Annotated in this window: 27 protein-coding genes and 1 pseudogene; 16 read left to right on the top strand and 12 right to left on the bottom strand. The window is 70.4% G+C overall.

What is annotated here, in order from left to right; genetic code table 11:
* Positions 1-64 precede the first annotated feature (64 nt).
* Together AB0B35_RS19990 and AB0B35_RS19985 are read left to right on the top strand one after the other, a co-directional pair.
* The gene (locus AB0B35_RS19990; RefSeq protein ID WP_361047429.1) at positions 65-727 is read left to right on the top strand and encodes a hypothetical protein; all 663 of its coding nucleotides are present in this window, start codon (positions 65-67) and stop codon (positions 725-727) included.
* Between the two features lie 238 nt (positions 728-965).
* Entirely contained in the window at positions 966-1,211 is a 246-nt protein-coding gene (locus AB0B35_RS19985) for a hypothetical protein (RefSeq protein WP_361047426.1), read from the top strand.
* A gap of 2 nt (positions 1,212-1,213) precedes the next feature.
* Here AB0B35_RS19985 and AB0B35_RS19980 read toward each other — a convergent pair whose 3' ends face one another.
* Together AB0B35_RS19980 and AB0B35_RS19975 are read right to left on the bottom strand one after the other, a co-directional pair.
* Positions 1,214-1,348, bottom strand: coding sequence for a hypothetical protein (locus AB0B35_RS19980; RefSeq protein WP_361047424.1), 135 nt, complete (start codon positions 1,346-1,348; stop codon positions 1,214-1,216).
* A gap of 113 nt (positions 1,349-1,461) precedes the next feature.
* A complete protein-coding gene (locus tag AB0B35_RS19975; protein WP_361047422.1) occupies positions 1,462-2,172 on the bottom strand; it encodes a hypothetical protein in 711 nt (236 codons plus the stop codon).
* A gap of 346 nt (positions 2,173-2,518) precedes the next feature.
* Between AB0B35_RS19975 and lexA the strand changes: the two genes are divergently transcribed.
* Both lexA and AB0B35_RS19965 read left to right on the top strand, forming a co-directional pair.
* Entirely contained in the window at positions 2,519-3,139 is a 621-nt protein-coding gene (gene lexA, locus AB0B35_RS19970; RefSeq protein ID WP_361047419.1) for a transcriptional repressor LexA, read from the top strand.
* Between the two features lie 243 nt (positions 3,140-3,382).
* On the top strand, positions 3,383-4,177 hold the full coding sequence (locus tag AB0B35_RS19965; RefSeq protein WP_361047416.1) for a hypothetical protein: 795 nt from the start codon (positions 3,383-3,385) through the stop codon (positions 4,175-4,177).
* Between the two features lie 12 nt (positions 4,178-4,189).
* On the opposite strand, the gene AB0B35_RS19960 is transcribed toward AB0B35_RS19965, so the two are convergent.
* Positions 4,190-4,930 (bottom strand): hypothetical protein, encoded by a 741-nt coding sequence (locus tag AB0B35_RS19960; protein WP_361047414.1) that lies wholly within the window; start codon positions 4,928-4,930, stop codon positions 4,190-4,192.
* A gap of 105 nt (positions 4,931-5,035) precedes the next feature.
* Positions 5,036-5,347: a hypothetical protein gene (locus AB0B35_RS19955; RefSeq protein ID WP_361047411.1), complete on the bottom strand. Its 312-nt coding sequence runs from the start codon at positions 5,345-5,347 to the stop codon at positions 5,036-5,038.
* Between the two features lie 228 nt (positions 5,348-5,575).
* On the opposite strand from AB0B35_RS19955, the gene AB0B35_RS19950 reads away from it, so the two are divergent.
* From AB0B35_RS19950 to AB0B35_RS19940, 3 genes are all read left to right on the top strand, one after another.
* Positions 5,576-5,758: a hypothetical protein gene (locus AB0B35_RS19950; RefSeq protein WP_361047409.1), complete on the top strand. Its 183-nt coding sequence runs from the start codon at positions 5,576-5,578 to the stop codon at positions 5,756-5,758.
* A 139-nt stretch (positions 5,759-5,897) separates the two neighbouring features.
* Complete coding sequence (locus AB0B35_RS19945) at positions 5,898-6,326, top strand: hypothetical protein (RefSeq protein ID WP_361047406.1); 429 nt, start codon at positions 5,898-5,900, stop codon at positions 6,324-6,326.
* Positions 6,327-6,368: 42 nt separating this feature from the next.
* Positions 6,369-7,388 (top strand): hypothetical protein, encoded by a 1,020-nt coding sequence (locus AB0B35_RS19940; protein WP_361047403.1) that lies wholly within the window; start codon positions 6,369-6,371, stop codon positions 7,386-7,388.
* Positions 7,389-7,576: 188 nt separating this feature from the next.
* On the opposite strand, the gene AB0B35_RS19935 is transcribed toward AB0B35_RS19940, so the two are convergent.
* From AB0B35_RS19935 to AB0B35_RS19905, 7 genes are all read right to left on the bottom strand, one after another.
* Positions 7,577-8,497, bottom strand: a complete 921-nt coding sequence (locus tag AB0B35_RS19935) for a hypothetical protein (RefSeq protein WP_361047400.1) — start codon at positions 8,495-8,497, stop codon at positions 7,577-7,579.
* Between the two features lie 126 nt (positions 8,498-8,623).
* A complete protein-coding gene (locus tag AB0B35_RS19930) occupies positions 8,624-9,058 on the bottom strand; it encodes a hypothetical protein (protein ID WP_361047398.1) in 435 nt (144 codons plus the stop codon).
* Positions 9,059-9,119: 61 nt separating this feature from the next.
* On the bottom strand, positions 9,120-10,268 hold the full coding sequence (locus tag AB0B35_RS19925) for a tyrosine-type recombinase/integrase (protein ID WP_361047396.1): 1,149 nt from the start codon (positions 10,266-10,268) through the stop codon (positions 9,120-9,122).
* A gap of 43 nt (positions 10,269-10,311) precedes the next feature.
* Positions 10,312-10,929, bottom strand: a complete 618-nt coding sequence (locus tag AB0B35_RS19920) for a hypothetical protein (RefSeq protein ID WP_361047394.1) — start codon at positions 10,927-10,929, stop codon at positions 10,312-10,314.
* 83 nt (positions 10,930-11,012) lie between these two features.
* Positions 11,013-11,339, bottom strand: a complete 327-nt coding sequence (locus AB0B35_RS19915; RefSeq protein ID WP_361047391.1) for a hypothetical protein — start codon at positions 11,337-11,339, stop codon at positions 11,013-11,015.
* Between the two features lie 92 nt (positions 11,340-11,431).
* A complete protein-coding gene (locus AB0B35_RS19910) occupies positions 11,432-11,920 on the bottom strand; it encodes a hypothetical protein (RefSeq protein ID WP_361047388.1) in 489 nt (162 codons plus the stop codon).
* A gap of 129 nt (positions 11,921-12,049) precedes the next feature.
* Positions 12,050-12,295, bottom strand: a complete 246-nt coding sequence (locus AB0B35_RS19905) for a hypothetical protein (RefSeq protein WP_361047385.1) — start codon at positions 12,293-12,295, stop codon at positions 12,050-12,052.
* A 95-nt stretch (positions 12,296-12,390) separates the two neighbouring features.
* On the opposite strand from AB0B35_RS19905, the gene AB0B35_RS19900 reads away from it, so the two are divergent.
* The 5 genes from AB0B35_RS19900 to AB0B35_RS19880 all read left to right on the top strand — a co-directional run bounded on the left by AB0B35_RS19900 (position 12,391) and on the right by AB0B35_RS19880 (position 16,475).
* Positions 12,391-12,615 carry a hypothetical protein gene (locus AB0B35_RS19900; RefSeq protein ID WP_361047382.1) on the top strand — a complete coding sequence of 75 codons (225 nt, stop codon included), beginning with the start codon at positions 12,391-12,393 and terminating at the stop codon, positions 12,613-12,615.
* On the top strand, positions 12,612-13,574 hold the full coding sequence (locus AB0B35_RS19895; protein ID WP_361047378.1) for a sigma-70 family RNA polymerase sigma factor: 963 nt from the start codon (positions 12,612-12,614) through the stop codon (positions 13,572-13,574). Before AB0B35_RS19900 ends, AB0B35_RS19895 begins: the two co-directional genes overlap by 4 nt.
* A gap of 160 nt (positions 13,575-13,734) precedes the next feature.
* Entirely contained in the window at positions 13,735-13,959 is a 225-nt protein-coding gene (locus AB0B35_RS19890) for a hypothetical protein (protein WP_361047375.1), read from the top strand.
* Positions 13,956-14,801, top strand: a complete 846-nt coding sequence (locus AB0B35_RS19885; protein ID WP_361047373.1) for an RNA polymerase sigma factor — start codon at positions 13,956-13,958, stop codon at positions 14,799-14,801. The genes AB0B35_RS19890 and AB0B35_RS19885 overlap by 4 nt, the downstream gene beginning before the upstream one ends.
* Positions 14,802-15,239: 438 nt before the next feature.
* Positions 15,240-16,475 (top strand): hypothetical protein, encoded by a 1,236-nt coding sequence (locus AB0B35_RS19880; RefSeq protein WP_361047371.1) that lies wholly within the window; start codon positions 15,240-15,242, stop codon positions 16,473-16,475.
* Positions 16,476-16,491: 16 nt separating this feature from the next.
* Here AB0B35_RS19880 and AB0B35_RS19875 read toward each other — a convergent pair whose 3' ends face one another.
* Positions 16,492-17,253, bottom strand: a complete 762-nt coding sequence (locus tag AB0B35_RS19875) for a hypothetical protein (protein ID WP_361047368.1) — start codon at positions 17,251-17,253, stop codon at positions 16,492-16,494.
* 187 nt (positions 17,254-17,440) lie between these two features.
* Between AB0B35_RS19875 and AB0B35_RS19870 the strand changes: the two are divergent.
* The 4 genes and pseudogenes from AB0B35_RS19870 to AB0B35_RS19855 all read left to right on the top strand — a co-directional run.
* Positions 17,441-17,686: pseudogene (locus AB0B35_RS19870) on the top strand (helix-turn-helix transcriptional regulator); the annotation flags it as partial.
* A 548-nt stretch (positions 17,687-18,234) separates the two neighbouring features.
* Positions 18,235-18,477, top strand: coding sequence for a hypothetical protein (locus tag AB0B35_RS19865; protein ID WP_361047367.1), 243 nt, complete (start codon positions 18,235-18,237; stop codon positions 18,475-18,477).
* Positions 18,478-19,186: 709 nt separating this feature from the next.
* Positions 19,187-19,951 (top strand): hypothetical protein, encoded by a 765-nt coding sequence (locus AB0B35_RS19860; protein ID WP_361047365.1) that lies wholly within the window; start codon positions 19,187-19,189, stop codon positions 19,949-19,951.
* On the top strand, positions 19,948-20,490 hold the full coding sequence (locus AB0B35_RS19855; protein WP_361047362.1) for an NUDIX hydrolase: 543 nt from the start codon (positions 19,948-19,950) through the stop codon (positions 20,488-20,490). Before AB0B35_RS19860 ends, AB0B35_RS19855 begins: the two co-directional genes overlap by 4 nt.
* Positions 20,491-20,602 lie beyond the last annotated feature (112 nt).

Genomic DNA, 20,602 nt, shown 5'->3' with positions numbered 1-20,602 from the left:
CCACGGTCGGGCAGGCACCGTCAGCCCTCCGACCTAACATCATTCGATGCAGTTGAATCCAAAGATGGACAGAGGCGAGGCCGCCGAGCGTGACCTCAGGCGCGAGGAATACGTGCAGCTGTGTGAGGCCATCCGGCACACCTGGATGGCACAGATCGCGGGCAAGCGCGGCATCCTGCCCGGGGCGACCCTCGACCCGATCATCACCCCTCGCGGATGGGTGGGGCACGTGCAGGGCACGATCGCCCAGAGCGACCTGATGTCCGACGACCGTCCCCGGATCGCGGCCGCCATCGTGCTGGCGTACGACCTGCCCCTCGGCGCCGTCCTCGTCGACGACGGCCACCGCCGCATCCCCGACAGCCTCACGGTGTGGGCCTTCCGCCGGCCCGGTGAAGTCGACTACCACCAGCGCCTGCCCCACACCGTCTTCAACCAGGTCTTCGCAGGAGAGGAGGCCGTGCCGGGCACGCTCACCAGGTTGGAACGCGCCGAGCTGGTCAGCTGGGGCCGCAAGGTCAACGCCATCCTTGGTGCGGTGCGGCGAGGCGCCGAGGTGGACATGGACCAGGTCACCCGCCGCTACAACCGGTTCCGAGGAGCCGTGCTGGACGCCCTGAGCAAGGTCGACGTCGAACAGGTCCGCGAGCTCGTCGAGCAGACCGGCCTCAACCACCGGACTGTCGGCGTGGACATCGGGCGCCTGTTGGGGATGTCACGCGACTGAGCAGCGAAGGTGGCCAGCATTCCGGGGAATCCCGTCCCCGCGCCGACGGCTACGCCGACACGGTGGATCGTCGTGTAGGCGTAGCCGCCAACTCCGATGGCGTGGTTGCGGGCAGTTGGAGCGCCGGCCGCACGCCCGACGTGCCCGAGGCGCTGACCGGAACGGTCGGGCAGAGACGTTAGGCGTGGACGGGCCGTACGCTCGCTACCTCGATCACTGACCGGCAGCGGAGGTATAGATGGACCCGGTGGACGACGCGGCCGCCGCCGACCCGCAGGGACACCAGTGGGTGGCCGTGGCCGTGCAGATCCCGGTGGACGATGAGACTGCGGCCGAGGTTCGGCGGACCGGCGTTTACGACGGGCCGGTAGAGATCCACGTGGACAACATTTACTGCGCTCGGTGCCTGCTGCCGGCCAAGCGGGGTGGGCAGCCGTGCCGCGGCGAGGTCGACGTCAGCGACGTGCCGGGCATGGTGTCGTGACGCTATCCCTGCCAGGTCAGGTGCCGGTGCTCGTCGGTCCACATGAGGTATCCGGTGTTCTCCAGCTGCACCGGGCCGTCTGCGACCTCGTCGACCGACGCCTGCATGACGTGGGCCAGCGCCGCCAGACAGGTCACCGAGTCCTGGTGGTGCTCGATCTCCTCGTACCAACAGGCGCTGCCGCCAGCGACTCGGCCTGGGTTGAGACTCCGGTCCCTGAGCAGACCAGGTCATTGACACCGCAGCGCGATTACCGAAAACGGTCCTCGACGGTCGCCGCAACGCCGTACATACGGACCGGCCTGGTCGGCCGCCCCGCCGCCGGAGAATAAGCATCGGGCCTGAGCCGATCATTGTGGATGGTGGTGGTCCGCCCGGTGGCCGTATCGACGCACTCAGCACCCGATTCGGCGCCACACGTGGGGCACGGCAAAACCATCGCAGCCTCACGCTCGGCCTTGACCGCTGCCTTCTCCTCCGCGTTGAGGTGAGCCCAGCACGCCGCAGCCCGCGTACCGTCAACAAGACGCACCCTGATGCCCTGACAACTGCCATTTCCCCTGCGGCACGTGCGGTCGGTGGCTTCAGCAGTCGCGACGTCGGCATAGCCCCGCGCGAATGGCATCGCCTCGGCTCCGGCAGCTGCATGATCAGCGAGTAGAAGAACGTTCTCGGGCGTCAGCGGGCCGCCCCATGTCGCACCGCTGGCGTACTTCACCGCCAGCGGCTGCCCCGTCTCGATCACGGCGATCGCAGCGTCGAGAAGCTCCACGTGCGCCTCGATGGCCTCAGCCATCCGCTTCACCAGAGCTCGGGTGCTCTCTGGGTCGAACACCGGACCTCCGGGGGGCGGTTCGACCAGGTGCCCGGACACGCGCGCCAGGACGCGGTGGGCGTCGATCAGCGAATCCATCAGCTCGTCCAGGTGCTGCCTGGCCTGGTCCGACACCGCGTCCGGCATCCCGACCACCGTATCCAGCCGCGGCCTGGCAAAGCGCCTCCACTGCGGCTGGCGGTCTGCGACCTTCTGACTCGGGACCGCGCCGGTTCCTGATTCAGTCTTCGCCTTCGCCACCTGTGCCGTTCGACGGCCGCGTCCCATCGTCCACCCCCGGGTAGATCATGGCAGGCCGGGCGTCGCCAGACAACGACACGCTCACCCCTCGCTAGCGGGTGATCCGCCCGGCGTGATCGCGCGACCCGCGGCAGCGATGCCAGACGGTGACCGTGCACATGGTTCTCATGGCCACCTCGACGCCGCCAAGTCGTTTAGCACACACGATCGAATGATCATGTATTGTTCCTGCATGACGGCCGACGATCCCCAGCCGCACCTCACCCAGCGCCAGCAACGCATCCTGGCGGCGATCACCGAGTGGGTCCAGCTGCACGGTTACCCACCGACGGTTCGTGAGATCGCAGCCGCCGTCGGGCTGGCCTCGCCCTCGTCCGCCGCACACCACCTCAAGGTGCTGCAGGACCGGGGACTTCTACGACGCGATGCGCGCTGGCCGCGAGCAGTCACGGTACAGAGCGGCAGCGGCCGGCCAGCAGCCGCCGCGCGAGTGCCCGTCCTCGGCACGATCGCGGCGGGCCTACCGATGCTGGCCGAGCAGCATCATGACGTGGTGCTGGACCTGCCTCGATCGCTGGTTGGCCAAGGCACGCTGTTCGCGCTGCGCGTGAAAGGCGACTCGATGATCGAGGCCGCCATCTGCGACGGCGACCTCGTGGTCGTGCGTCAACAGCCGACGGCCGACAGCGGCGACATCGTCGCGGCCCTGGTCGACGACGAGGCGACAGTGAAGGTGTATCGACGCCAAGCCGGCCGTGCACAACTCCTCCCGAGGAACCCGGCCTACCCGGTCATCCCTGCCGACCATGCGCAGATCCTCGGCAAGGTCGTCAGCGTCCTGCGGCATCTCTGACGGTTCAGTAGCCCGCTCGCCGAGATCCGCAGCGAAGGAGAACCGGCGGCGCCTGATCGTGGACGGTTGGCCAAGGCAGTCACCAAGGCCATGGACGCGCTCGGCGGAGCGGTGACGGTCAGCGACGGCGCACAGCTCATCCAGCAGCTGATCACCGCAGGCGGACAGCTTTTCGGCGGCTGAACCCGGGTTTTGCCTCCGGGCCCCCAGTGCCGAGGCGCGGCCGACGGCGAGCCTGCCGCCTTGCCCAACCAATACCGGCCGGTCCGCCAATTGACTTCTGAAAATGTCATCGCGACGATGACGGCCATGCCACGCCCACCGCTGACCCCCGCCGATGCGCGCGCCGTCCTGGCCGGCCGGGTCGATCCCACATGCAGTGAGGGCGCAGCCTTGGACGCGTCGCTGGTCGTCGCGGCTCACAACCAGGCCCGTTTCAGCGCCGAAGGACTATCCGGGCAGGATGCACTGGCTGCGCTCGTGCTGCGCAGATCTGCTGTGGCGGCACTGGCCGGCCTGGAGGCAGCGCTGATCCGGGCCGCCCGAGACAGCGGTATTCCCTGGAATGACATCGCCCAGGCCGTTGGGGTCGAGTCACGGCAAGCAGCCGAGCGGCGATACCTGCGGCTGTGCGCCGACCGCGAGGGCTTGGACCTCGATCAGCGCATCGAGCAGGAACGGGACGCGCACGCGGCCACCCGGGCCCGCAGACATTGGGCGCACGACCACGGGCCGCGGCTGCAAGAGCTGTGCGCCCGTCTCCTGGCGGCCCTTCCCGATGCGTCGGGGCAGGGGCTGTCGCGCGATCTCAGCTTTTTCCACGGTCAGTCCCATCTCGAAGGCTTCCCCTACCAGATGGAGCAGGCTGCACAGATTGTCGCGGCCTCCGACCCTGCCCTCGCCGACGAAGTGCTGTTGCTGTGGCGCGAGTACCTGGATATTCCGCACCAGGTTCATGCGGCTGCGCAACAGCGCCGCGCGCATAGGCGATCGGCGGCAGGACCGGCGGAAGGTCATCGCGACGATGACAACGCATAGGGCTACCAGCCGTCATCGCCACGATGACGGCTCCCTTTCTCCCCTCTCAGCTGTTTCGCCCGCGGTCGGTCCTTCGAATTCGAGTGATTTGCCCCGTAGAAAGACGACGATCTCGGCGCCGAAGGAGGTGAACACCCATCTGGACAGGTGCCGAGTGTCCTCACCTCCGAGCCCAGTCACCTGGTCCTCGATCAGTCCCAGGCTCTCCAGGCGGCGCAGGAGGGGCCGCTGCACACCCTTGTGGCCGGGGTTGGCCTGGGTGAGCTGGTGTTCGTCCCACGCGGTGACACCGCCGGGTTCATCCAGCTGGCTGGCCATCGTCGACAGCACCTCGATGTGAGGGGCGTCCAGCTGAGCCACGGTGTCGATCGCCAGGGCGGCGCGGTCTACGACGGTTCCATCGGGACTGGCCACGGCGCGGGCGAAGACTTTGGCGAGCAGCGTGACCTTGATGTCCGCGCGAGACCCGCTCGCCACTGTGAGCACGTGGGCCAGCAGTCCGCGCTTTGCGTCGTCGTTGGTCAGGACGTCTTCGAGCTCGTCGGTGGTCATGCCGTTCTCGGCGCGGGTGCTGGCCAGGAACCTGCGGATCCGGTCCACCTGATCCTCGATCAGCTTCTCCGCGAGCACCGCGCCGAACACCGCGGCCGGGGCACCCAGTGCGGGCTCGATCGCCGTCCCGGCCAGGCCGCCAACCACCCCTCCAGCTATGGCTGCGGTTCTCTGCCAACGGCGGTCGTCTTCACTGTCCACTGGCCGATTGTGGCGCAGGGCGGCAACTGGGCGCCGCGTCGGCACGGCCTGATCATGGCCTGGCCGACGCGGCGGCTAGGCCGCCCCGGGTGGCGCCGCCGTGGGCTACTCGTCCTCGCCGGCGGCAACCTGGGCCTGGAACGCCTGGTCCATGAGAGCGGAGGTCAGGTCCCGCAGGCCGGCCACGACGCTCCACTCCGGCATGGTGGCCGGATTTAGCCCGGCCCTCTTCGCGTTCTCCCACATCGAGTCCACGTACTCGTAGAGCGTGGTCCGCGCGGCGTGCTGGGCAGCACGGGCAGCCGTGTCCAGAGCGGCCAGCGCCGCCTGGTCGTGCTCGGCGAACGCATCGGCCAGGTCGATGGCCATGCCCTGGTGATCGTCGAGCTGGTCGGTGTCATCGCCAGAGATCGTCATCCGATCACCATACGTCGATCGCCCGCGAGGCGGTGGAGGCGCGTGCGCCGGTGGCACTCTCACGGGACGCCCGAGTCCAGAGCATCTGCGGGGTTGGAGGTCGTTGGGTGCCTGCTCACGGCGGTGTCGTCACCCGACCGGCGCGCCGTTGCCCGGCGCCTTCGACGGTTATCCACAGCCCGCGTCTGGGTGCTTCCGCGCAAGCCGCGGTGGTGCCACGATCTGCACATGGTCCGCGGCATTCCCCGCTCGCTCACCCTGATCACCATGCACCGCGGGCTCGACATCGGCGAGCACGTCGCTGCTTTCGCCCGTCGTCTCGGCGTACCACCGTGGGTGGTGCCCACCTACCGTGGCGCGCGGGTGCTGACCGTGCGCTGGGAGTGGACCGAAGCCGCCGACGTGCCGTGAGCAGCTCGGTGCCTCCCGTCGGCGCGGCTTGGGTTCGGCTTCGAGATGCGGGCCAACGCCCGCTGCCTCATACTGTTTGGTTCTGCGTATGCGGACACCGGCCCGATACGGCCGCGCTCGGTACTCGCCGGAGGTGCTCGTGAACCGCTTCCCCACACTGGCCGACGCTGCGCAGATGCCACGCGCCGGCCTGGCCCGCCGCTGGGCCGAGCAGCCACCCGGCGCCGGACGCGAGCATCTGTGGCAGCTCCTCGAAGGCCCTGGGCTGTCCAGCGAGCTGGAGGAGCTGGCCATCACCGCGGCGTTAGCCGCCGAGGTGCGTCGAGGGCTGGGCGAGATGCTGCACCGTGCCACATTCATCGGTGCGACGGTCGACCAGCTCACGGCCGCTACCGGGTTGCCCGCCGGTGCGTTACCGGATGTCTGGCTGGCCTGGGCGGGCCCGCAGCGCGCGTGCGGTGTGCTGCCCGTCGCGGAGTTCCAGTTCGTCGCCGATCGGCTGGCGGGCAAACCATCCGTGCCGTACGCGTACCCACGGCACGCTGTCCGGGCTGACGAGCAGGACTGACCGGCTGAGCCACGGCCGGCCGGGTCTTTGCGGGTGGCTCCTATGGTGTTCCCCGTGCCCGCAAACCCCATGGACCTGTTGTCGGCCATGACCGGCGCCTCCGCCGGGATGGTCGCGATCGTCGGCGGTCTCCTCGTCTCCCGATACATCGGCCTGGACGCCGAGCAGCAGGGCGCCGCGAGCCTGCTCGCCGACGCCGAGGAACGGCTGGCCGTCGCGGATCGGCGCTACGCCGAGGCGGTGTCTGACCTCGCCCGGTTCGAGCTGCACCGGATGCTCCTGCACTCCGTGGCGATGGAATCGCTGATTCACGACGTCACAGAGCCACGCACCGAGCTGCGCACCATCCGCATGATCAGCGAGCAGCACTGCATCAGCTCGGACGCAGAGCTCCAGCCGCACTTCACCTCCGTGATCGACCTGATCCGGCGGACCAGGAAGGAGCTGGAGGAAGCACTTCCCGACGAGGGGCAGGGGCCGGACTTCTGGAAGAACCGCATGGAATCAGGGTTCATTCGGCTTCCATTGATGGCCAGGGCCGGCATCAGGGATGACTTGTCGGCTGCGGTCTGGTCGGCCGTGTACGACCAGACGGTTGACTACCGGTACATCCGCGCAGAGCATCGTAACCGCGAGTCGGGCGGCACGCCGTCAGGCCAGCAGTCGCTACGTGAGTGGACGGACGCCCCCGAGGAGGGCGTGGCCACCGTCAATGCGGTCCGGGACGCCTCCCTCCAAGCGAAACTTCACTCGCTCAGCAGCGAAAGGGACCGCGCGATCCAGCGCAGGGAGGACGTCCACGCCGAGCGCGACCGGCTCGCCGCCAACCACGCCGCGGTGGTAAAGCCGAAGGGTCTGCTGCTCGGGCTGCTCGTGCTGGTGTTCGGCAGCGTCGTCGGGGTCGTCTTGCCGGTGATGAAGATGGCCAGCGGCCCGGAGGAGTTCGATCAAGACATCCCCTGTCTGGTGGCGGGGTTCTTCGCCGGCGTCACGGTGCTGTTGGTGTACCTGGCGAGCCTGGCGGCACGCCTTGTGCTCCCTGGTCGGAAGACCCGAACCTGACCCTGGCGGATCCGCCAGGAGATCAAGCTGCGTGCGGGAGCTCGACCACCGGCATGCCTGGCCGCCGATTCTGCGGAATCGGCGGCCAGTGGTGAGCAGTGCTCGGGCAGCACGCCGACGACCGCGCCGGGTGCCCCGCCAGCGAGCCGGGCTCTAGGGGCGGTCTGGCCCACGGCGGCCGTGTCGGCTCACCACTCCTCGTTGTAGAAATCGCGGTAGTCGTCGGCGGTGGCGTTGCGAAGCTCGCGCGGGGCGTCCAGGCCGACCACGGCCAGCTCTGCATCACTGTCCAGCAGCAGCTGGCAGAACAGGCACCGGAACTCGGCGGGGATCAGGATCAGCTGGCCGTACACGCCGGTGAACTCGTCGCGTCCGGTGTCGGCGTCGTAGTCGTAGTCGGGTTCCCAGTGCATGTCAGTGTGCCCGGTGAGCAGCCCGACGTTGTAGCAAGCGGGGCAGTCGGCCTTGGCGGAGCTGTCGGCGTCGGCCGTCGACGTCATCATCGCGGCGGCAGCCTGGACTGCGGTGAGCTGCTCGGGGGTCATGGCCCCGAAGCGTTCGTCGTAGGACCGTGCGGCCTCGGCGATGCGCAGATGGACGTCGGCCCGTACGGCGTCGGTGTGGTGGGTCAGGATCGCACTCACCGTGTCTGCGTAGCCGCCCCAGAACGTCGCCTCGTCGTGGTCGAGCGCCTTGAGTAGCTTCTGCGTGGCCTTCATGGCGGCCTGGAAGATCGCGTCGAGGTCTTCGGGGCGTTCCCCGGCGTGGGCCGATCCGTCACGGGCGTTGATGACCAGCTTCAGCTCGGGCGTGATCTGGAACGACGGGTCGATCTGGGCGAACCTGGTCAGCGCCTGTTCCAGGGTGATCGTCCGGACGCGGTGGCCGGTCTTGATGTGCTTGGCGTGCCCGCACACGGCGAGCAGATTGTCGAACGTCTTACCGTCGACGATGCACGCCGGGTGCAGGCTGACCAGGTATGCCTTGGCCAGGTGCTCCAGCATCACCCCGAGGTGCAGGGCGGCGGCGCCGACGCGGCCTCGGGCCTTGTCGTGGAAGGCTTCCTGGGCGTGTTCCTGGGCGGATTCGAGGAGGGTGCCGAGTTTCACCGGGGTAGCGTACGAGGCCGGCGAGCCGAGCCTTCCTGGATTTCGGCCGGCAACAGACCGGAGCTGCCGGTCACGGCGGGCCCGGCGGTGTGCGACGCCGGGGCTGCCGAGGGTCCTTCCTGCGGGCTACGGCCGGCCGCGGCCGATCTGCCGCAGGATCTCGGCGACGTCCGGCCCCATGCCTTGGGTGAAGCGCGCCAGCTGGTCGTAGTCCTGCTCGGGCAGCCACCCCTGCTGGCGGCCCACCTGCAGGTGCATGGCCATCAGCAGGTTCTGCACGATCTCCGGCTCGAACTCCTCCGAGCGCAGGCGTGCTGTGAGGGCATCCGCCCTCGCACGATCCCCGGCGGCGACGGCTTCGGTGAGCTCCTTGCCCAGTAGCGCGGCCGCGATGGCCGCGTCGAACATTGCGGCCTCCTCGGGGGTCGTGGATGCCTCGGCGACGAGGTGTCGCCGCGCCCGGCCGAGCTCGGCGTCGTCTCCGGCGGTGTGGGCGTCTCCCATCCGGCGGGCGTGTGCGGTCTCGAACGTGTCGGGCAGCGGTGGCGGGATGTGCGTCATCAGGGCGCTCCTTGTCGGTGTGGTCGTGGGTCGGCAGCGCGGGGGAGTTCGCTCGGTCGTGTCAGGGGTCGGTGCTGGTGGCGTGTGCGCCGACGGCGACGGGCCGGTCGTGTTCCTCGCCGTCGGTCGGGGCGTAGAGCCGGTCCATGCGCAGCGAGGGGTCGGTTGCCAGGTTGCGCCGCCGCCGGTCGTAGCCCCGGGTCGTGTCGGCGTTGGTGTGGTCCATCGCGTCCTGGACTTCGCGCAGGCTCGCTCCGTCGTCGAGGGCGTTGGTGGCGAAGGCGTGCCGCAGCGAGTGCGGGGAGATCTTGTCGGCGTGGGGCAGCCCGGCGTAGTGGGCCAGGCGGCGGATCAGCCGGAACGCCGCGGCCTCGTCCATCTGGCCGGGTCGGCCGTCGCGGCCGCTGGTGGCCAGCAGCGGCCCGGTCAGCCGGGCGACGGGCACGCCCTCCTCGGTGGCGCGCAGTTCCAGGTACTGGTCCAGCGGGTCGTGGGCGCTGAGATTCAGGGGGCGCTCACGTCGGCGTTTGCCCTTGCCGATGTAGCGGATGGTGCGCATTCCCTGGCGCCGAGACAGCGAGGAGATGTCCAGGGCGAGCACCGAACCGATGCGCAGGCCCATGCCGGCCAGCACCCTGACCAGTGCCCGGTCCCGCATCGCCGCCAGGTACCGCACCTTGCGGCCCGGGGTGGGGTTGGCCTGGTAGCTGGCCCGGCGCACGTCGGCCTCGACGTCGGCCCAGTGGATGATCGCGACGACCTCGTACGGGTCGAGGCCGATCGTCGGGCTGTCGTCGCGGTCGACCTTGGGTCGGCTCACCGCCCCGAGCGGGTTGGCGCGTACGCCCTCCGCCTCGTTGAGCAGCAGGTACGTGTACCAGCTGGAGAGGCCCGCGAGCCTGCGCGCGATCGAGCGAGGAGCGTACCGGCCGCTCAGCCCCGCCTTGTAATCGACGAAGTCCGCCGAGCGGGCGGTCAGCGGATCGACGTGGTGTTCGTCGCACCACGTCAGCGCATCCGAGAGGTCGCCGAAGTACCCGCGGCGGGAGTCATCCGAGCCCAGGCTGGCCAACCAGGAGGCGGTCAGCCGCCGGATGCCATAGCGGTCGCCGTCGGCGGGCGCGGGAAGCACGGGCAGGGCGTCGACGGCCATGACGATCGCCTCGACGGGGGAGTGAACACGCTCCAGTTGAGCCAGGTCAGTAGTCATCTGGACCTGCCTGCGCGCGGCTCGCTCACTTTGGCAATGGTGGTCATGGTTGTTGGCGTCTGTAGCGCAGCTTGGCCAGCCGGGGGTCTGGACGAGCCGGTGGCCGGGACGGGACAGAGCCGTACATGGCGTGTTTCATGAATTCCAGGGGGTTCAAGGGCGGCACGAGGTCGTTGCGGGTGTCGGGCACGCCGCGAGCAGCCAGCCCGCGCGGGATCCAGTCGTGGACGTCGTTGATGTCCCATGCCTTGCAGTACGGCTGCATCACTTCGGCCAGCTGCGCCAGAGGCGTCCTGCCGAGCCAGGCGAAGCGCGAGTCGGCGAGCATCTGCTCGGCCAGTTGGTAAGCGGCGTCGGAGATCTGGAGCCGTGGCGGCCGTGCCATGCGTGGCGTGATGGACGGCAACTCGTCGTGTTCGGAGAGCGCGGCCGATCCGGCCACGGTGGGCCGCCACAGCCGCCACCCGTGCACGGCGTGCGTCTCCTGGCTGAGCGCCACCAGCTTTTGGCGCAGCAGGATGCCGGTCGGCCAGTCCGCGCGGTCGGGCCGCTCGCCGTCGAGGAGGACGTCGTGGCGGTCCGGCCGCTGGGCCAGTTGTCCCGAGGCTGCCGCCCGCAGCGCGCGCAGCCGGAGCTTGGAAAGCGGTGGATCCAGCGACATTCCAATAACCTCGCATCAAGATCGCTAATGAATCAGGACAATATTCTGCGGAATGGTCGTACCAGCGGTAGTGCGGTCGGAACTCAGGCGGTCGCGGCGGCGCGGATCAGTTCGGCCGCGGTTCGGCCGAGTTCGGTCAGGGTGTAGGCGCAGCGGTGAGCTGGGCGAAGCGTGTCCGATTCGTCATCGGACCAGTCGCACATGACCAGGCCCATCTGCTCCAGGACGCCCGCCTTGGAGTTGAGGTAGTGCCTGTCGCGCGGCGGGATGTCCCGCAGCCTCACCTGGTGCCCGCCGGCGGCGGCTACCAGCAGCAGGGCCACGGTGCTCTTGTGGCCCAGCTCCGATCCGCGCCGGGGACGGGGGTGTCCGGCGCCGGTGCCGAACCCTCGCAGGCGGTCGTCCTCCATGGCTTCTCCTTCACTGTGGTCGCGACGTTGTTGCCGGTGTGCTGGGCGGATCCGTCGACGGTGCGCTCGTGCTGCGCAACCCTCGGCGGCGGTCAGGCCCTCGTCTGCTGCTGCGGGTTCCACCCGGGCGGCGGGTACGTGGCCGCGCCTGGCCCCTGCAGGTGCTGCGGATAGGCGTACTGGGGCTCGCCCTCCAGCCTGCGCTTGCGCTCCAGCGCCTCGCGCAGCCGCACGACACGCAGGTCGTCGGGTTCGGCGGAGTCGAGCGTTGCACGCAGCCGAGCTTCCTCTGCCAGCGGCGTCACCGCGGTGGCGAGGCCGACCAGGTTGTCGCGCCAGCCGTCGGGCCGGTCGACCAGGTCCCCGCTGGCGTCGGCGGCGTGGGTGCGGGCGATCCAGTCGGCGATCCGCTCCGCGCGGTCCAGCTCGTCCTGCTGTTCCGCGGCGTGCCGCCGGGTCCGTTCGGCCGCGGCCCAGGGGTGGTCGGACAGCCACCACTCGTACGCCTCCGGGCTGACGCTCGCGTCGTATCGGGACAGGTCGGGGGCCGGTCCGAGATCGGCATGGCCTTCGGTCGTCATCAAGATTCTCCTGCCGTTGGGCGAGTCAAACGGGCAACGCGGGTCACGCCGTCGCCGATGCGGCGTCGCCGCGTCTGTGGGCCGGATCAGCACGTTGACAGTTGTCGGTCGGCGCGGCCGGGAGGGCGCTCACGACGTCGACGGGCCACCGGCATTCTGGCCGTGCAGCTGGCAGTAGTACAGATAGGTCGTCGGCCAGCCGTTCTCCCACGGCCACCAGGTGCGGCCGCAGCCGCAGATCCGGCGCACGGTGGTCCGGCCTTCACCGGCCGGGACGAGCGTCGTCTGGTCGACCCAACGGTGCCCGGCCACGCGGCTGGCCACCGGCCTTCCCGTCAGCGCTCTGGTGTCGGTCTCGGTCCCCAAGCCGGGCATGGGCATGTCCTTTCCGAGTTTCGCGGGCCGGTACACATTTTCCGGCCCGCTGGACTTGTGGTCGTCGGACGGCTTCGCCACCGCGGCGGCCGCAGATGAAGGAGAAGATGGTGGACCCGCTGACGGTGGCCGTGCTGGGCGCGGCCGGGTACGTCGTGAAGAAGGTCGCCGACGCTGGCGCCGAGGTGGTGCTGCTGCGTGGGCGTACCGCCTTGGTCGAGGCGGCCGGCCGGCTGCCCGCCGGGTCAGAGATCAGCGTGGTGGGCCACGATGGGAGTCGTTGGCTGGTGCGGGCGGGTGTGGGAGAGCTGGGCCGGTGAGGGTCGATCAGACAGAGTGCGAGTCGGCCGGCGGGTGGAGGTTCGACCCCGCCGACGGGCGGCACACCGGATGGCAGGACGCGTTCACCGTCTTCATGCGCGCCAATGAGGACCGGCTGCTGGGCTACGTGCAGCGCCTGTGCTCCGGGTTCACCCAGGCCGAGCTCGACCCCGAGCACGTGACCCAGGCGACCTGGGAGAAGGCGATGGTCCGCTGGCCCACGGTGCAGGACAGGGAACGTCAGAGGCCCGGCGGGGGACGGGCGTACCTCTACAAGGTCGCCAAAAACCTGGTGATGCGGGCTTACCTCAACCGTCGGGAGCTGGCCAGGGTGACGGCGGTGCAGCCGGGCTGGACCTCGGCCGGGCAGCGCGGTCGGCCGGTCGCGGACCAGGCGCTGGGCGGCCTCGATGTGCAGTGTCGTCCGGAGTGGGAGGACGAGCTGCTGGACCGGCTGGCCCCCGGCCTGGCGATGAGCGCCATGCACCGCCTCCCCGGCCACCAGAAGGCGGCGACCTACCTGGCCGAGGTCGAGGGGTGGAAGGCCAAGGAGATCGCCGCGGTGCTGGGGGTGTCGGCCGCCGACGTGCGCACCTACACCAAGCGCGGCCGCGACAACCTGCGCCAGGCCGTGGGGCTCGCGCTCACCGGATCCGCAGTCGCGGTCGCGGCCGTCGGCGCGGTCGGCGTGGCCGACCAGCTGCTGCAGGTGCTGTACCGGCTGTTCGGCGCGAGCACGGTGATCACCGTGCTGGCCGTCGACGCCATCGTCGTGGCCGTCACGTACATGCTGCAGCTGGTGAGCCGCCGCGACGGCCCGCTCTCGGCGCGTCGCCGCGCTGCGGACCGGATGGCCCGGCACGCGCGGATGATGCCGATCGGCCGGTTCGTGTTCGAGGGCGTCGACCTCTACCGCCGGGTCCGGACCCGACGCGCCCGGCGAGGCCGGGCCGCGTGAGCGCAAGCGCGCCGAAGACGGCTGGGCGGCGGAAGAGAGTGGCACCGTCGCCCGGCCGGAAAAGATCTTCGGTGGACCGGTACAGATTCCGGCCGCTGCCGGCCTCACGCCTGTCGGAAGGACCGCCGCCGCGGCGGTTCGCGTGAAGGAGGGGGAACCGATGGTGGACCCGGTGACGGTCGGGCTGGTGGGTGTCGCCAGCGCGGTGGTGCTGAAGGCGGCCGACGCGGGCGCCGAGCTGCTCGTGCTGCGCGGCCGCGTCGCGCTGGTCGACGCCGTCTCGCGCCTGCCGCGCGGCAGCGAGATCCAGGGCGTCGGCAAGGACGGCGTGCGCTGGGAGGTCCGGGTCGGCACGGGGCCGAGCGCGCCGGAGCTGGCCGCATGATCGTGGACCCCACGGAGGAGGAGGGTGCCGTCGGCGGGTGGGGCTTCGACCCGCACGACGGCCGCCACGCCGGCTGGGAGCGGCAGTTCGAGGCGTTCCGCGCCGAGCACCACGACAAGCTGCTGGGCTACCTCACCCGACTCGCCGCCGGGTTCACCCAGGCCGAGCTGGACCCCGAGAACGTCGCGCAGGTGGTGTGGGCGCGGGCGGCGCTGCGCTGGCCGACGGTGCAGGCCCTGGACAACCCGATCGGCTGGGTGTACCGGGTCGGCGGCAACATCGTGCGCCGGGCCTACGTGCGCCGCAAGGCCCGCCGCGAGGCGACCACCCTGCATCCCGGTTGGACCAGCACCGGCCAGCGCGCCCGGCCCGTCGCCGACCAGGCCCTCGGCGCGATCGACGGCGCGATCGACGATCCCATCGACGACCTGCTCGACGAGCTGGAGCCGGGCCCGGCCATGGCCGCCCTGCAGGACCTGCCCGGCCACCAGCGCGCCGCCACCTACCTGGCCGAGGTCGAGGGCTGGTCGGCCCGCGAGATCGCCGGTGCTGTCGGCTGCCCGGAGAGCGCGGTCTACACGCACACCGCGCGGGGGCGCGCCAAGCTGCGTCACGCCGCCAGCAGCGCGCTGGGCTGGGCCACGGTCGCGAGCGCGGCCAGCATGGGCAGCCTCCTGGTCGGCGTACTCGTGCAGGGTCTGCTCATGCTGCTCGCCGAGCTGTCGGCGCGCGACCTGGCGCTGCTGGTGGCGACGGCGACATGGGTCGTCGTCATGCACAAGGTCGCCATCAAGCGGCGCGGCGAGCGCGATCGGCCGAAGGCGCGTCGCAGCCGAAAGTGATCCGCCGGCCGGGCGGGGGCGGACGCCGCGTCCCGCCCGCCCGGCCGCCACGGCGCAGGCGGTGGTCGGCTCGTCGTGAGGCGTCGTCAGCGTGGCGCGGCCACGGGAGTCGGCGGGGGAGCCGGTGGACGGCCGACGTCTCACGGAACCCCCTTGATCGACAACGCCACAGGATAACAGTCATTATCGTGATTCGTTGTGGATCTTGCAACCGATCGGATTTTCGCCCGCCCGACCGCCCGCCCAGCGCCCCGATTCGGGCGCTTCGGAGCCCTCGCGCCCCCTCGCCGCCCTACGGGCCGGGCCGCGAAATCGGCTCAGCGTGGCTCTCAGGGGGCCGATTTGTCGATCATGATACATCACGATCAACTTATTTGTATTTAAATTTTATTCTAAAGAGTCGCTGTTTAAATTTAAATACAAATGCTAGGCTAAGCCATGCCCGAGAACGACGCCCAGCTCACGCCCCCAGCCGGCGCCCTGAAGTGCAAGAACGCGGCCTGCGACAACGCGCGGCCGCCGGCAACCGGGGGACGGGGACGCCGCCGGGAGTTCTGCCTCGTCGACGGTGAGCCCCGCGTGTGGCCCGACGGCCGGACCTGCAAGGACATGCACGCCGCCCACGTCGCGGCGTTGCGCGCCACGGAGCTGGAGCCCCAGCTGGCCGCCCAGTCCGCCGCCGACGAGCAGTTCGTGGCGGCGGCCGCAGGGGTGCAGCAGGGTTTGGCGGCCCTGGGCGAAGCGCTGACCGGCGCCGTTGCCGCCCGCGACGCGGTCGAGGAGTCCGCCGCCGTCCGCATCGCCCAGCACGCCGCCCTGGCCAAACGTGCTCTGGAGCAGGTCGAGGACGCCGAGCGCACCGCGGCCGCCGCCGACGCCTCAGCCCAGCAGGCATGGGCCGACGCCGGCCGGGCCAACGAGGCCAAGGCCGTCGCCGAGCGCCAGGCCCGCGACGCCGAAGCCGAGAAGGAGCGCGGGGTCCGCGCCGCCTGGGCGGAAACCCTCAAGTACCAGGAGGAAGCGTCGAAGCAGCGCGCCTACGGCGACGAGCGGGCCAAGGCCGTACTCGACGAGAAGGAACGGCGCACCGCCGCGGAGGAGCGGAACCGCGAGCTGACCGAACAGGCCAAGGACCTCACCGCCGAGATCAAGGAGCTCAACGCGCAGCTCAGAAAGGCTGCCGAAGCGCTGGCCAACGAGCAGACCGCCCACGGTGCCACCCGCGCCGAGGCGGAGCAGCTGCGTCAGCAGGCTGCTGTCGGCGAGCAGAAGCTGGCTTCCCTTGGGCGTGACCTGCACGCCGAGCAGCAGCAGACGGCCGCCGCGATCGAGGAGCGCGATGCGGCACGCCAGCAGCTGCAACGCCAGCACGCCGAGCACCACCAGGCCCAGCAGACATGGCTCACCCAGCTACAGGAACGCACCGCCGCCGCCGACCAGGCCGTCCGCGACCGGCAGACCGCCGAGCGCGCGCTGGCCGACGCCGAGCGCGGATTCACCCGGGACCTGGCCGCCGCGCGCCAGGCCACCGCGGTCATCGAGGCGCAGCTGCGGGCAGCCGTCGACAGGGCCGCCCGAGCCGAGGCGCTGGTCGACCAGCTGGGCCAGCCAAGCGTGCCCGGCCCCGACGCCACCGGCAGCACTCGCGCCGACCGCGCCAAGAAGACCAGCTGACCGGGAAGCCCTGCCCCTACACGCGCGGACCCGAGACCTGCCCGCCGGGGCCACCCCACGGTTCGGTCGACGCGAGCAGCGACGCGTCGTCGTGTACCTCGGTGGGCGGCCACCGCTGGCCGGAAAGCGCCGGCGGGTAGACCATCACGTGCCGCGGTCGCACTCCGCCGACGGTGTGAAAGCCGTGTGCCCCGGCCAGTGGTCCGCCCAGGATCTGCATCACCAGGCACCCGATCTGCAAGGTCAGGCACTGAGCCGCCCGGCCACCGCCGACGATTCCTCGGGAGATCGCACGCAGCGGGAAGCCCTGTGACTGGATCGCCGCGAGCGCGACGCGGACAGTGGCAGGCGGTCGCTGCTGTGTTCGGATGATCTCGCGGTCGGCCTGCTCGTACACCGGCGGGTTGTCCCACGCGAACTCGAAGACCGCCGCTTTCATCGCCGCCCAGGTGGCCACCGTCAGCTGGTCGAGCGCCGACAAGGTCGTGGGCTTGCCAAGAATCATCGGCTCCAGCAGCGGGCGCACCTGGTCGTCGAGTTTGCTCATCCAGCCGTTGTTGCACCGGTGGCAAACGCAGCGAACCTGCTCACTGGCCAGTTCCCGCACCGGCCGGGTCCTGAACGCCCCGGAGACATGGTCGGTCCACTCGACGGTGATGTTCGGGCCGACGACGCTGGCGGGCAGCACCAAATTGATCCATTCGGAGTACAGATGCTCCTTAGTGATCTTCGTTGTCTCGCCGGTCGCGTCACAGAACGCACATGCGGTGAAGCCCATGCTCGGGCAAGCTACCAGCGCCCCGCCCGGCGGGCGCTGAGGTTTGCCCGTCGGTTCGGCAGTGCGATGTCGCGCCCAGATTCTGCGGAATCCGGACGGCACCTCGTCCTTCGGCAGGGGGATGGAGCCCGTTGACCACCTGCGTGGCTGGCGCACGCGCGGTAGCGTCGTCGCTCACCCCGGAAGGATGGCGAGGCCGGTGCACAAGAACGTCACGTTCACGGCGGAGGAGGTGGCCGCGCGGGCGTTCGCCAACGAGCTCGCCCGGTGGCGTGCCGAGCGCGGACTGTCCAAGCGCCAGCTCGCGCAGCTGCTCGGCTGCGACCCCTCCTACGTGAGCCACATCGAGATGCGCCGCCACCGACCTACGGAGAAGTTCGCCCAGGCGGCGGAGGCCGCCCTGAGGACCGACGGCGCCCTCTGGCAGCGGTACGTTGCGTACGCGTCCACGCGGCAGGACCACCCGCTGAGCCGACGTCGAAACAGCCGGCTGCGCGCCAGCACCTCCTCGCGCGCAGAGCAGATCCTCACGGTAATCAACGGTCTCGTGCCCGTCGACGTGCGGCGGGCGGTTTTCGCGGTGGTCGTCGCCGCCGCCCGTTCCGCGCCAGGTGTGCCCTACGGAACCGGCGACATCCTGGTGCTGGCAGGACCGGACGGTCCCGAGCTCGTGACGGGTCGGCACCCCGCCGGGCCGGGAGTGTCGCTGGAGACGTTCGGCTCGCTGCCGGATGCCCTCCGTCGGCAGGCCGAGGTGCTGGCAGGCGAGTAGTGGCGGCACGCCGCCCGCCACCACGCGCCGTCGGCGCCTGCTCGACCGCGGGGCGGCAGGGGCGCACGCAGCGTGCCTGCTGCCACTCCTGCGGCTCCGGGCCGAACGTACCGGGTCGACCGTGTCGCCTCGGTCGGTCCTGCACGACGCTCGGGCAAACCCTGGTGAGCGGCGTGGGTCGTACCGCTCAGCGGAGGCAGGATCTACAGATGGACGTGGATCACGGGGAGTTGCTGACGATCGCGGCCGGCTACATCTGGTCGTACCCACAAGATGCCGACACTGTCGCCGCCTGGCTGGCCTGGAGCCTGCCCCGGAGCGTCGACGCCTGTTCACCGCAAACCGCGGCCGTGGCCGAGTTCACCGCCGGCGCGCCCGTTGCCACGGTCGCCGTACGGCGCTGGGTGCGCTGGTGTCACCAGCGCGCCGAAGCCCTGGCCAACACCGTCTGAAGGGTTGTCGGCGGCGGCATCTGCACGATGGGCGAGGTCGGCAAGCCGACTCGCTTGGGTCAAGACGGGCTCACGACAGCCCCAATGGGCGTCTTGCACCTTATATATGCCTTTGTTCCCCGTCTTGCCCGTTTTGTCTAGTCACGTAGCCCCTGGTGTGTTCGTTGGGTGGGGTGTACCAAGAAAGGACCGGAGCCCGGCTCGTAAGAGCCGAACCCCGGTCCCTGTCGGGTTACGAGTGACCGCTTCCGCGCTTGCTGGCAAGGGTCGCGGCCAGTCGTAACAGGTGAGCGATGGTCCTGGTCGTCACGGCCAGGCCATCGCGCCCGGTCGTGGCGCCGAATAGCGCCACGAGATCGCACGCGGTGGCAGTGGCCTTGGCGGCTCTGCTCCAGCTGGTCGCCGCTGGCTGCGGCGCCCGGGTGTTGTCCGGTCGGCCCTCGGCGGGGCCGTTCTCTATATGTCGCACGCGTGGCGACACATCGGAGCCGGCTGACCGTCACCCTTCCTTTTCAACGCGCCAGCCCGCAGAGGGATTTGGCCAACTACCCACCACCGCGGCGCCAGGCCCGACATCGGATTCATGTCTGCCCGGCGGGCAGGTTCTGCCGGTGCGGGCGACGTGGTTCCGCCGCCCCGGTGGCACCGAGCGGTGTCGCCGCCGTGTCGCTTCGCTGGGGCAGCCCCGGCTCCGGCGAAGATGTCTGCCATGACCGGAAGCGAGCAAGACCTCGGCGAGAACGCGGCGGGGCAGGGTGCGGGCGCGCAGTGGGACCCGATGGCGCTGTACTTCGCGCACGTCGAGGACAGCACCGGTGATGCCGACGACCTGGAGATGCTCGGCGTCGACCACGCGGTCACGATCCACTCGATCAGCGGGGCGCGATTCCTGGCTCGGGCGACCGCCGATCTCGGCGCCGCGCTGGCCAGCAAGCCCCACAGCCTGCTACTCGCCGAGGACGCCGCCACCGTCGTGTCCTGCCTGGCCGAGCAACTGCGCGGCGCGGCCGCCGTGGCCACCGGTGTGGGCGCATGGCTGACGCTGGCCCACGCCCGCGGCGAGGTCGGGGATCCCGCCGAAGCGGTCGCCGCGCTGACTGGGCTGGCCCGTGGCATCGAGGCCGCCGCCAGCGAGGCCGCCGCCGTGGCGCTGCCCGAGGACACCGCAGAGCCCTTCGACCGACGGGAGCTGGCCGAGCGGGTCACCGCAGAACTGCGCCAGCGCGGCGTGCAGGTGGCCGACCCCGAGGTCGGCCACAGCCACATCGAGTGGACCCTGCCGGAGCAGCAGACGCTGGCGGTCGACGACGACGGGTGGCGGTTGGTCGCACCCGCCGTCGGCTCCGGCCGCAGGCGGGTGCTGATGGACCCGTCGCTGCCTGGCCTGCCGTACGCGCATCCGGCGCAGGTCGCCGCGATCGTCGCCGCCAGCCGCACCGAACTCGCCCGGCCTGCGGGTCAGGCAGCACCGTGATCGACCACGGCCATATCGCCAAGACGCTGGCGGCGTACCTCGCGCGGCACCCGGGTGAGGCCGACCGGCTCGCCCCGATCGGCGCCGCGTTGGCCGGGGCGGGCGACGTCACGTCCCGCAGCACGTTCACCGGGCACCTGACGTGCTCGGCCATCGTGGTCAACCCAGACGGGCTGGTGCTGCACATCCGGCACCGGGTGCTGGGCAAGTGGCTCGGACCGGGCGGGCACCTTGAGGCTCGCGACACCAGCCTGGTCGACGCCGCGGTGCGGGAGGTCGAGGAGGAGACCGGAATCGCCGACGACCTGCTGACCCTGGCCGACGACATCCCAGCCGACATCGGCGTGTACTTGATCCCCGCCAATCCCGGCCGCGGCGAGCCGCAGCACAACCATTTCGATCTGCGGTTCCTGTTCACTGTTCCCGCAGGGGTCGAGGTGCGCCTGCAGGCCGAGGAAGTCGACGACTGTGCATGGCTGCCGCTGATCGGGTTGGAACCGGCGCACCTGCCTGCGCGGGTGGCTGCGATGCTCAGGTAGCGCGTGCATCCGGTGCGACGGGGTACGGGACGCCCCAGCGCCTCAGGCCACGAGCGGAGCGGGCTGCCAGCAGCCTCTGTCTGGTGGGCGCCGGCGTGGCTGCGGCCATCAG

Origin of the sequence: Catellatospora sp. NPDC049133, from assembly GCF_040648455.1 — a bacterium.
GTDB lineage: Bacteria > Actinomycetota > Actinomycetes > Mycobacteriales > Micromonosporaceae > Catellatospora > Catellatospora aurea.
Note: the sequence above shows the minus strand (reverse complement) of the source record. Positions and strands in the feature narration are given on the sequence as shown.

Excerpts from the sequence above, each read along its gene's own strand:
- AB0B35_RS19990 (WP_361047429.1), top strand. The coding sequence starts at position 65 with ATGGACAGAGGCGAGGCCGCCGAGCGTGACCTCAGGCGCGAGGAATAC.
- AB0B35_RS19985 (WP_361047426.1), top strand. The coding sequence starts at position 966 with ATGGACCCGGTGGACGACGCGGCCGCCGCCGACCCGCAGGGACACCAG.
- AB0B35_RS19975 (WP_361047422.1), bottom strand. The coding sequence starts at position 2,172 with ATGCCGGACGCGGTGTCGGACCAGGCCAGGCAGCACCTGGACGAGCTG.
- lexA (WP_361047419.1), top strand. The coding sequence starts at position 2,519 with ATGACGGCCGACGATCCCCAGCCGCACCTCACCCAGCGCCAGCAACGC.
- AB0B35_RS19955 (WP_361047411.1), bottom strand. The coding sequence starts at position 5,347 with ATGACGATCTCTGGCGATGACACCGACCAGCTCGACGATCACCAGGGC.
- AB0B35_RS19950 (WP_361047409.1), top strand. The coding sequence starts at position 5,576 with ATGGTCCGCGGCATTCCCCGCTCGCTCACCCTGATCACCATGCACCGC.
- AB0B35_RS19940 (WP_361047403.1), top strand. The coding sequence starts at position 6,369 with ATGGTGTTCCCCGTGCCCGCAAACCCCATGGACCTGTTGTCGGCCATG.
- AB0B35_RS19930 (WP_361047398.1), bottom strand. The coding sequence starts at position 9,058 with ATGACGCACATCCCGCCACCGCTGCCCGACACGTTCGAGACCGCACAC.
- AB0B35_RS19925 (WP_361047396.1), bottom strand. The coding sequence starts at position 10,268 with ATGACTACTGACCTGGCTCAACTGGAGCGTGTTCACTCCCCCGTCGAG.
- AB0B35_RS19920 (WP_361047394.1), bottom strand. The coding sequence starts at position 10,929 with ATGTCGCTGGATCCACCGCTTTCCAAGCTCCGGCTGCGCGCGCTGCGG.
- AB0B35_RS19915 (WP_361047391.1), bottom strand. The coding sequence starts at position 11,339 with ATGGAGGACGACCGCCTGCGAGGGTTCGGCACCGGCGCCGGACACCCC.
- AB0B35_RS19910 (WP_361047388.1), bottom strand. The coding sequence starts at position 11,920 with ATGACGACCGAAGGCCATGCCGATCTCGGACCGGCCCCCGACCTGTCC.
- AB0B35_RS19905 (WP_361047385.1), bottom strand. The coding sequence starts at position 12,295 with ATGCCCGGCTTGGGGACCGAGACCGACACCAGAGCGCTGACGGGAAGG.
- AB0B35_RS19900 (WP_361047382.1), top strand. The coding sequence starts at position 12,391 with ATGAAGGAGAAGATGGTGGACCCGCTGACGGTGGCCGTGCTGGGCGCG.
- AB0B35_RS19890 (WP_361047375.1), top strand. The coding sequence starts at position 13,735 with ATGGTGGACCCGGTGACGGTCGGGCTGGTGGGTGTCGCCAGCGCGGTG.
- AB0B35_RS19885 (WP_361047373.1), top strand. The coding sequence starts at position 13,956 with ATGATCGTGGACCCCACGGAGGAGGAGGGTGCCGTCGGCGGGTGGGGC.
- AB0B35_RS19880 (WP_361047371.1), top strand. The coding sequence starts at position 15,240 with ATGCCCGAGAACGACGCCCAGCTCACGCCCCCAGCCGGCGCCCTGAAG.
- AB0B35_RS19875 (WP_361047368.1), bottom strand. The coding sequence starts at position 17,253 with ATGGGCTTCACCGCATGTGCGTTCTGTGACGCGACCGGCGAGACAACG.
- AB0B35_RS19865 (WP_361047367.1), top strand. The coding sequence starts at position 18,235 with ATGGACGTGGATCACGGGGAGTTGCTGACGATCGCGGCCGGCTACATC.
- AB0B35_RS19860 (WP_361047365.1), top strand. The coding sequence starts at position 19,187 with ATGACCGGAAGCGAGCAAGACCTCGGCGAGAACGCGGCGGGGCAGGGT.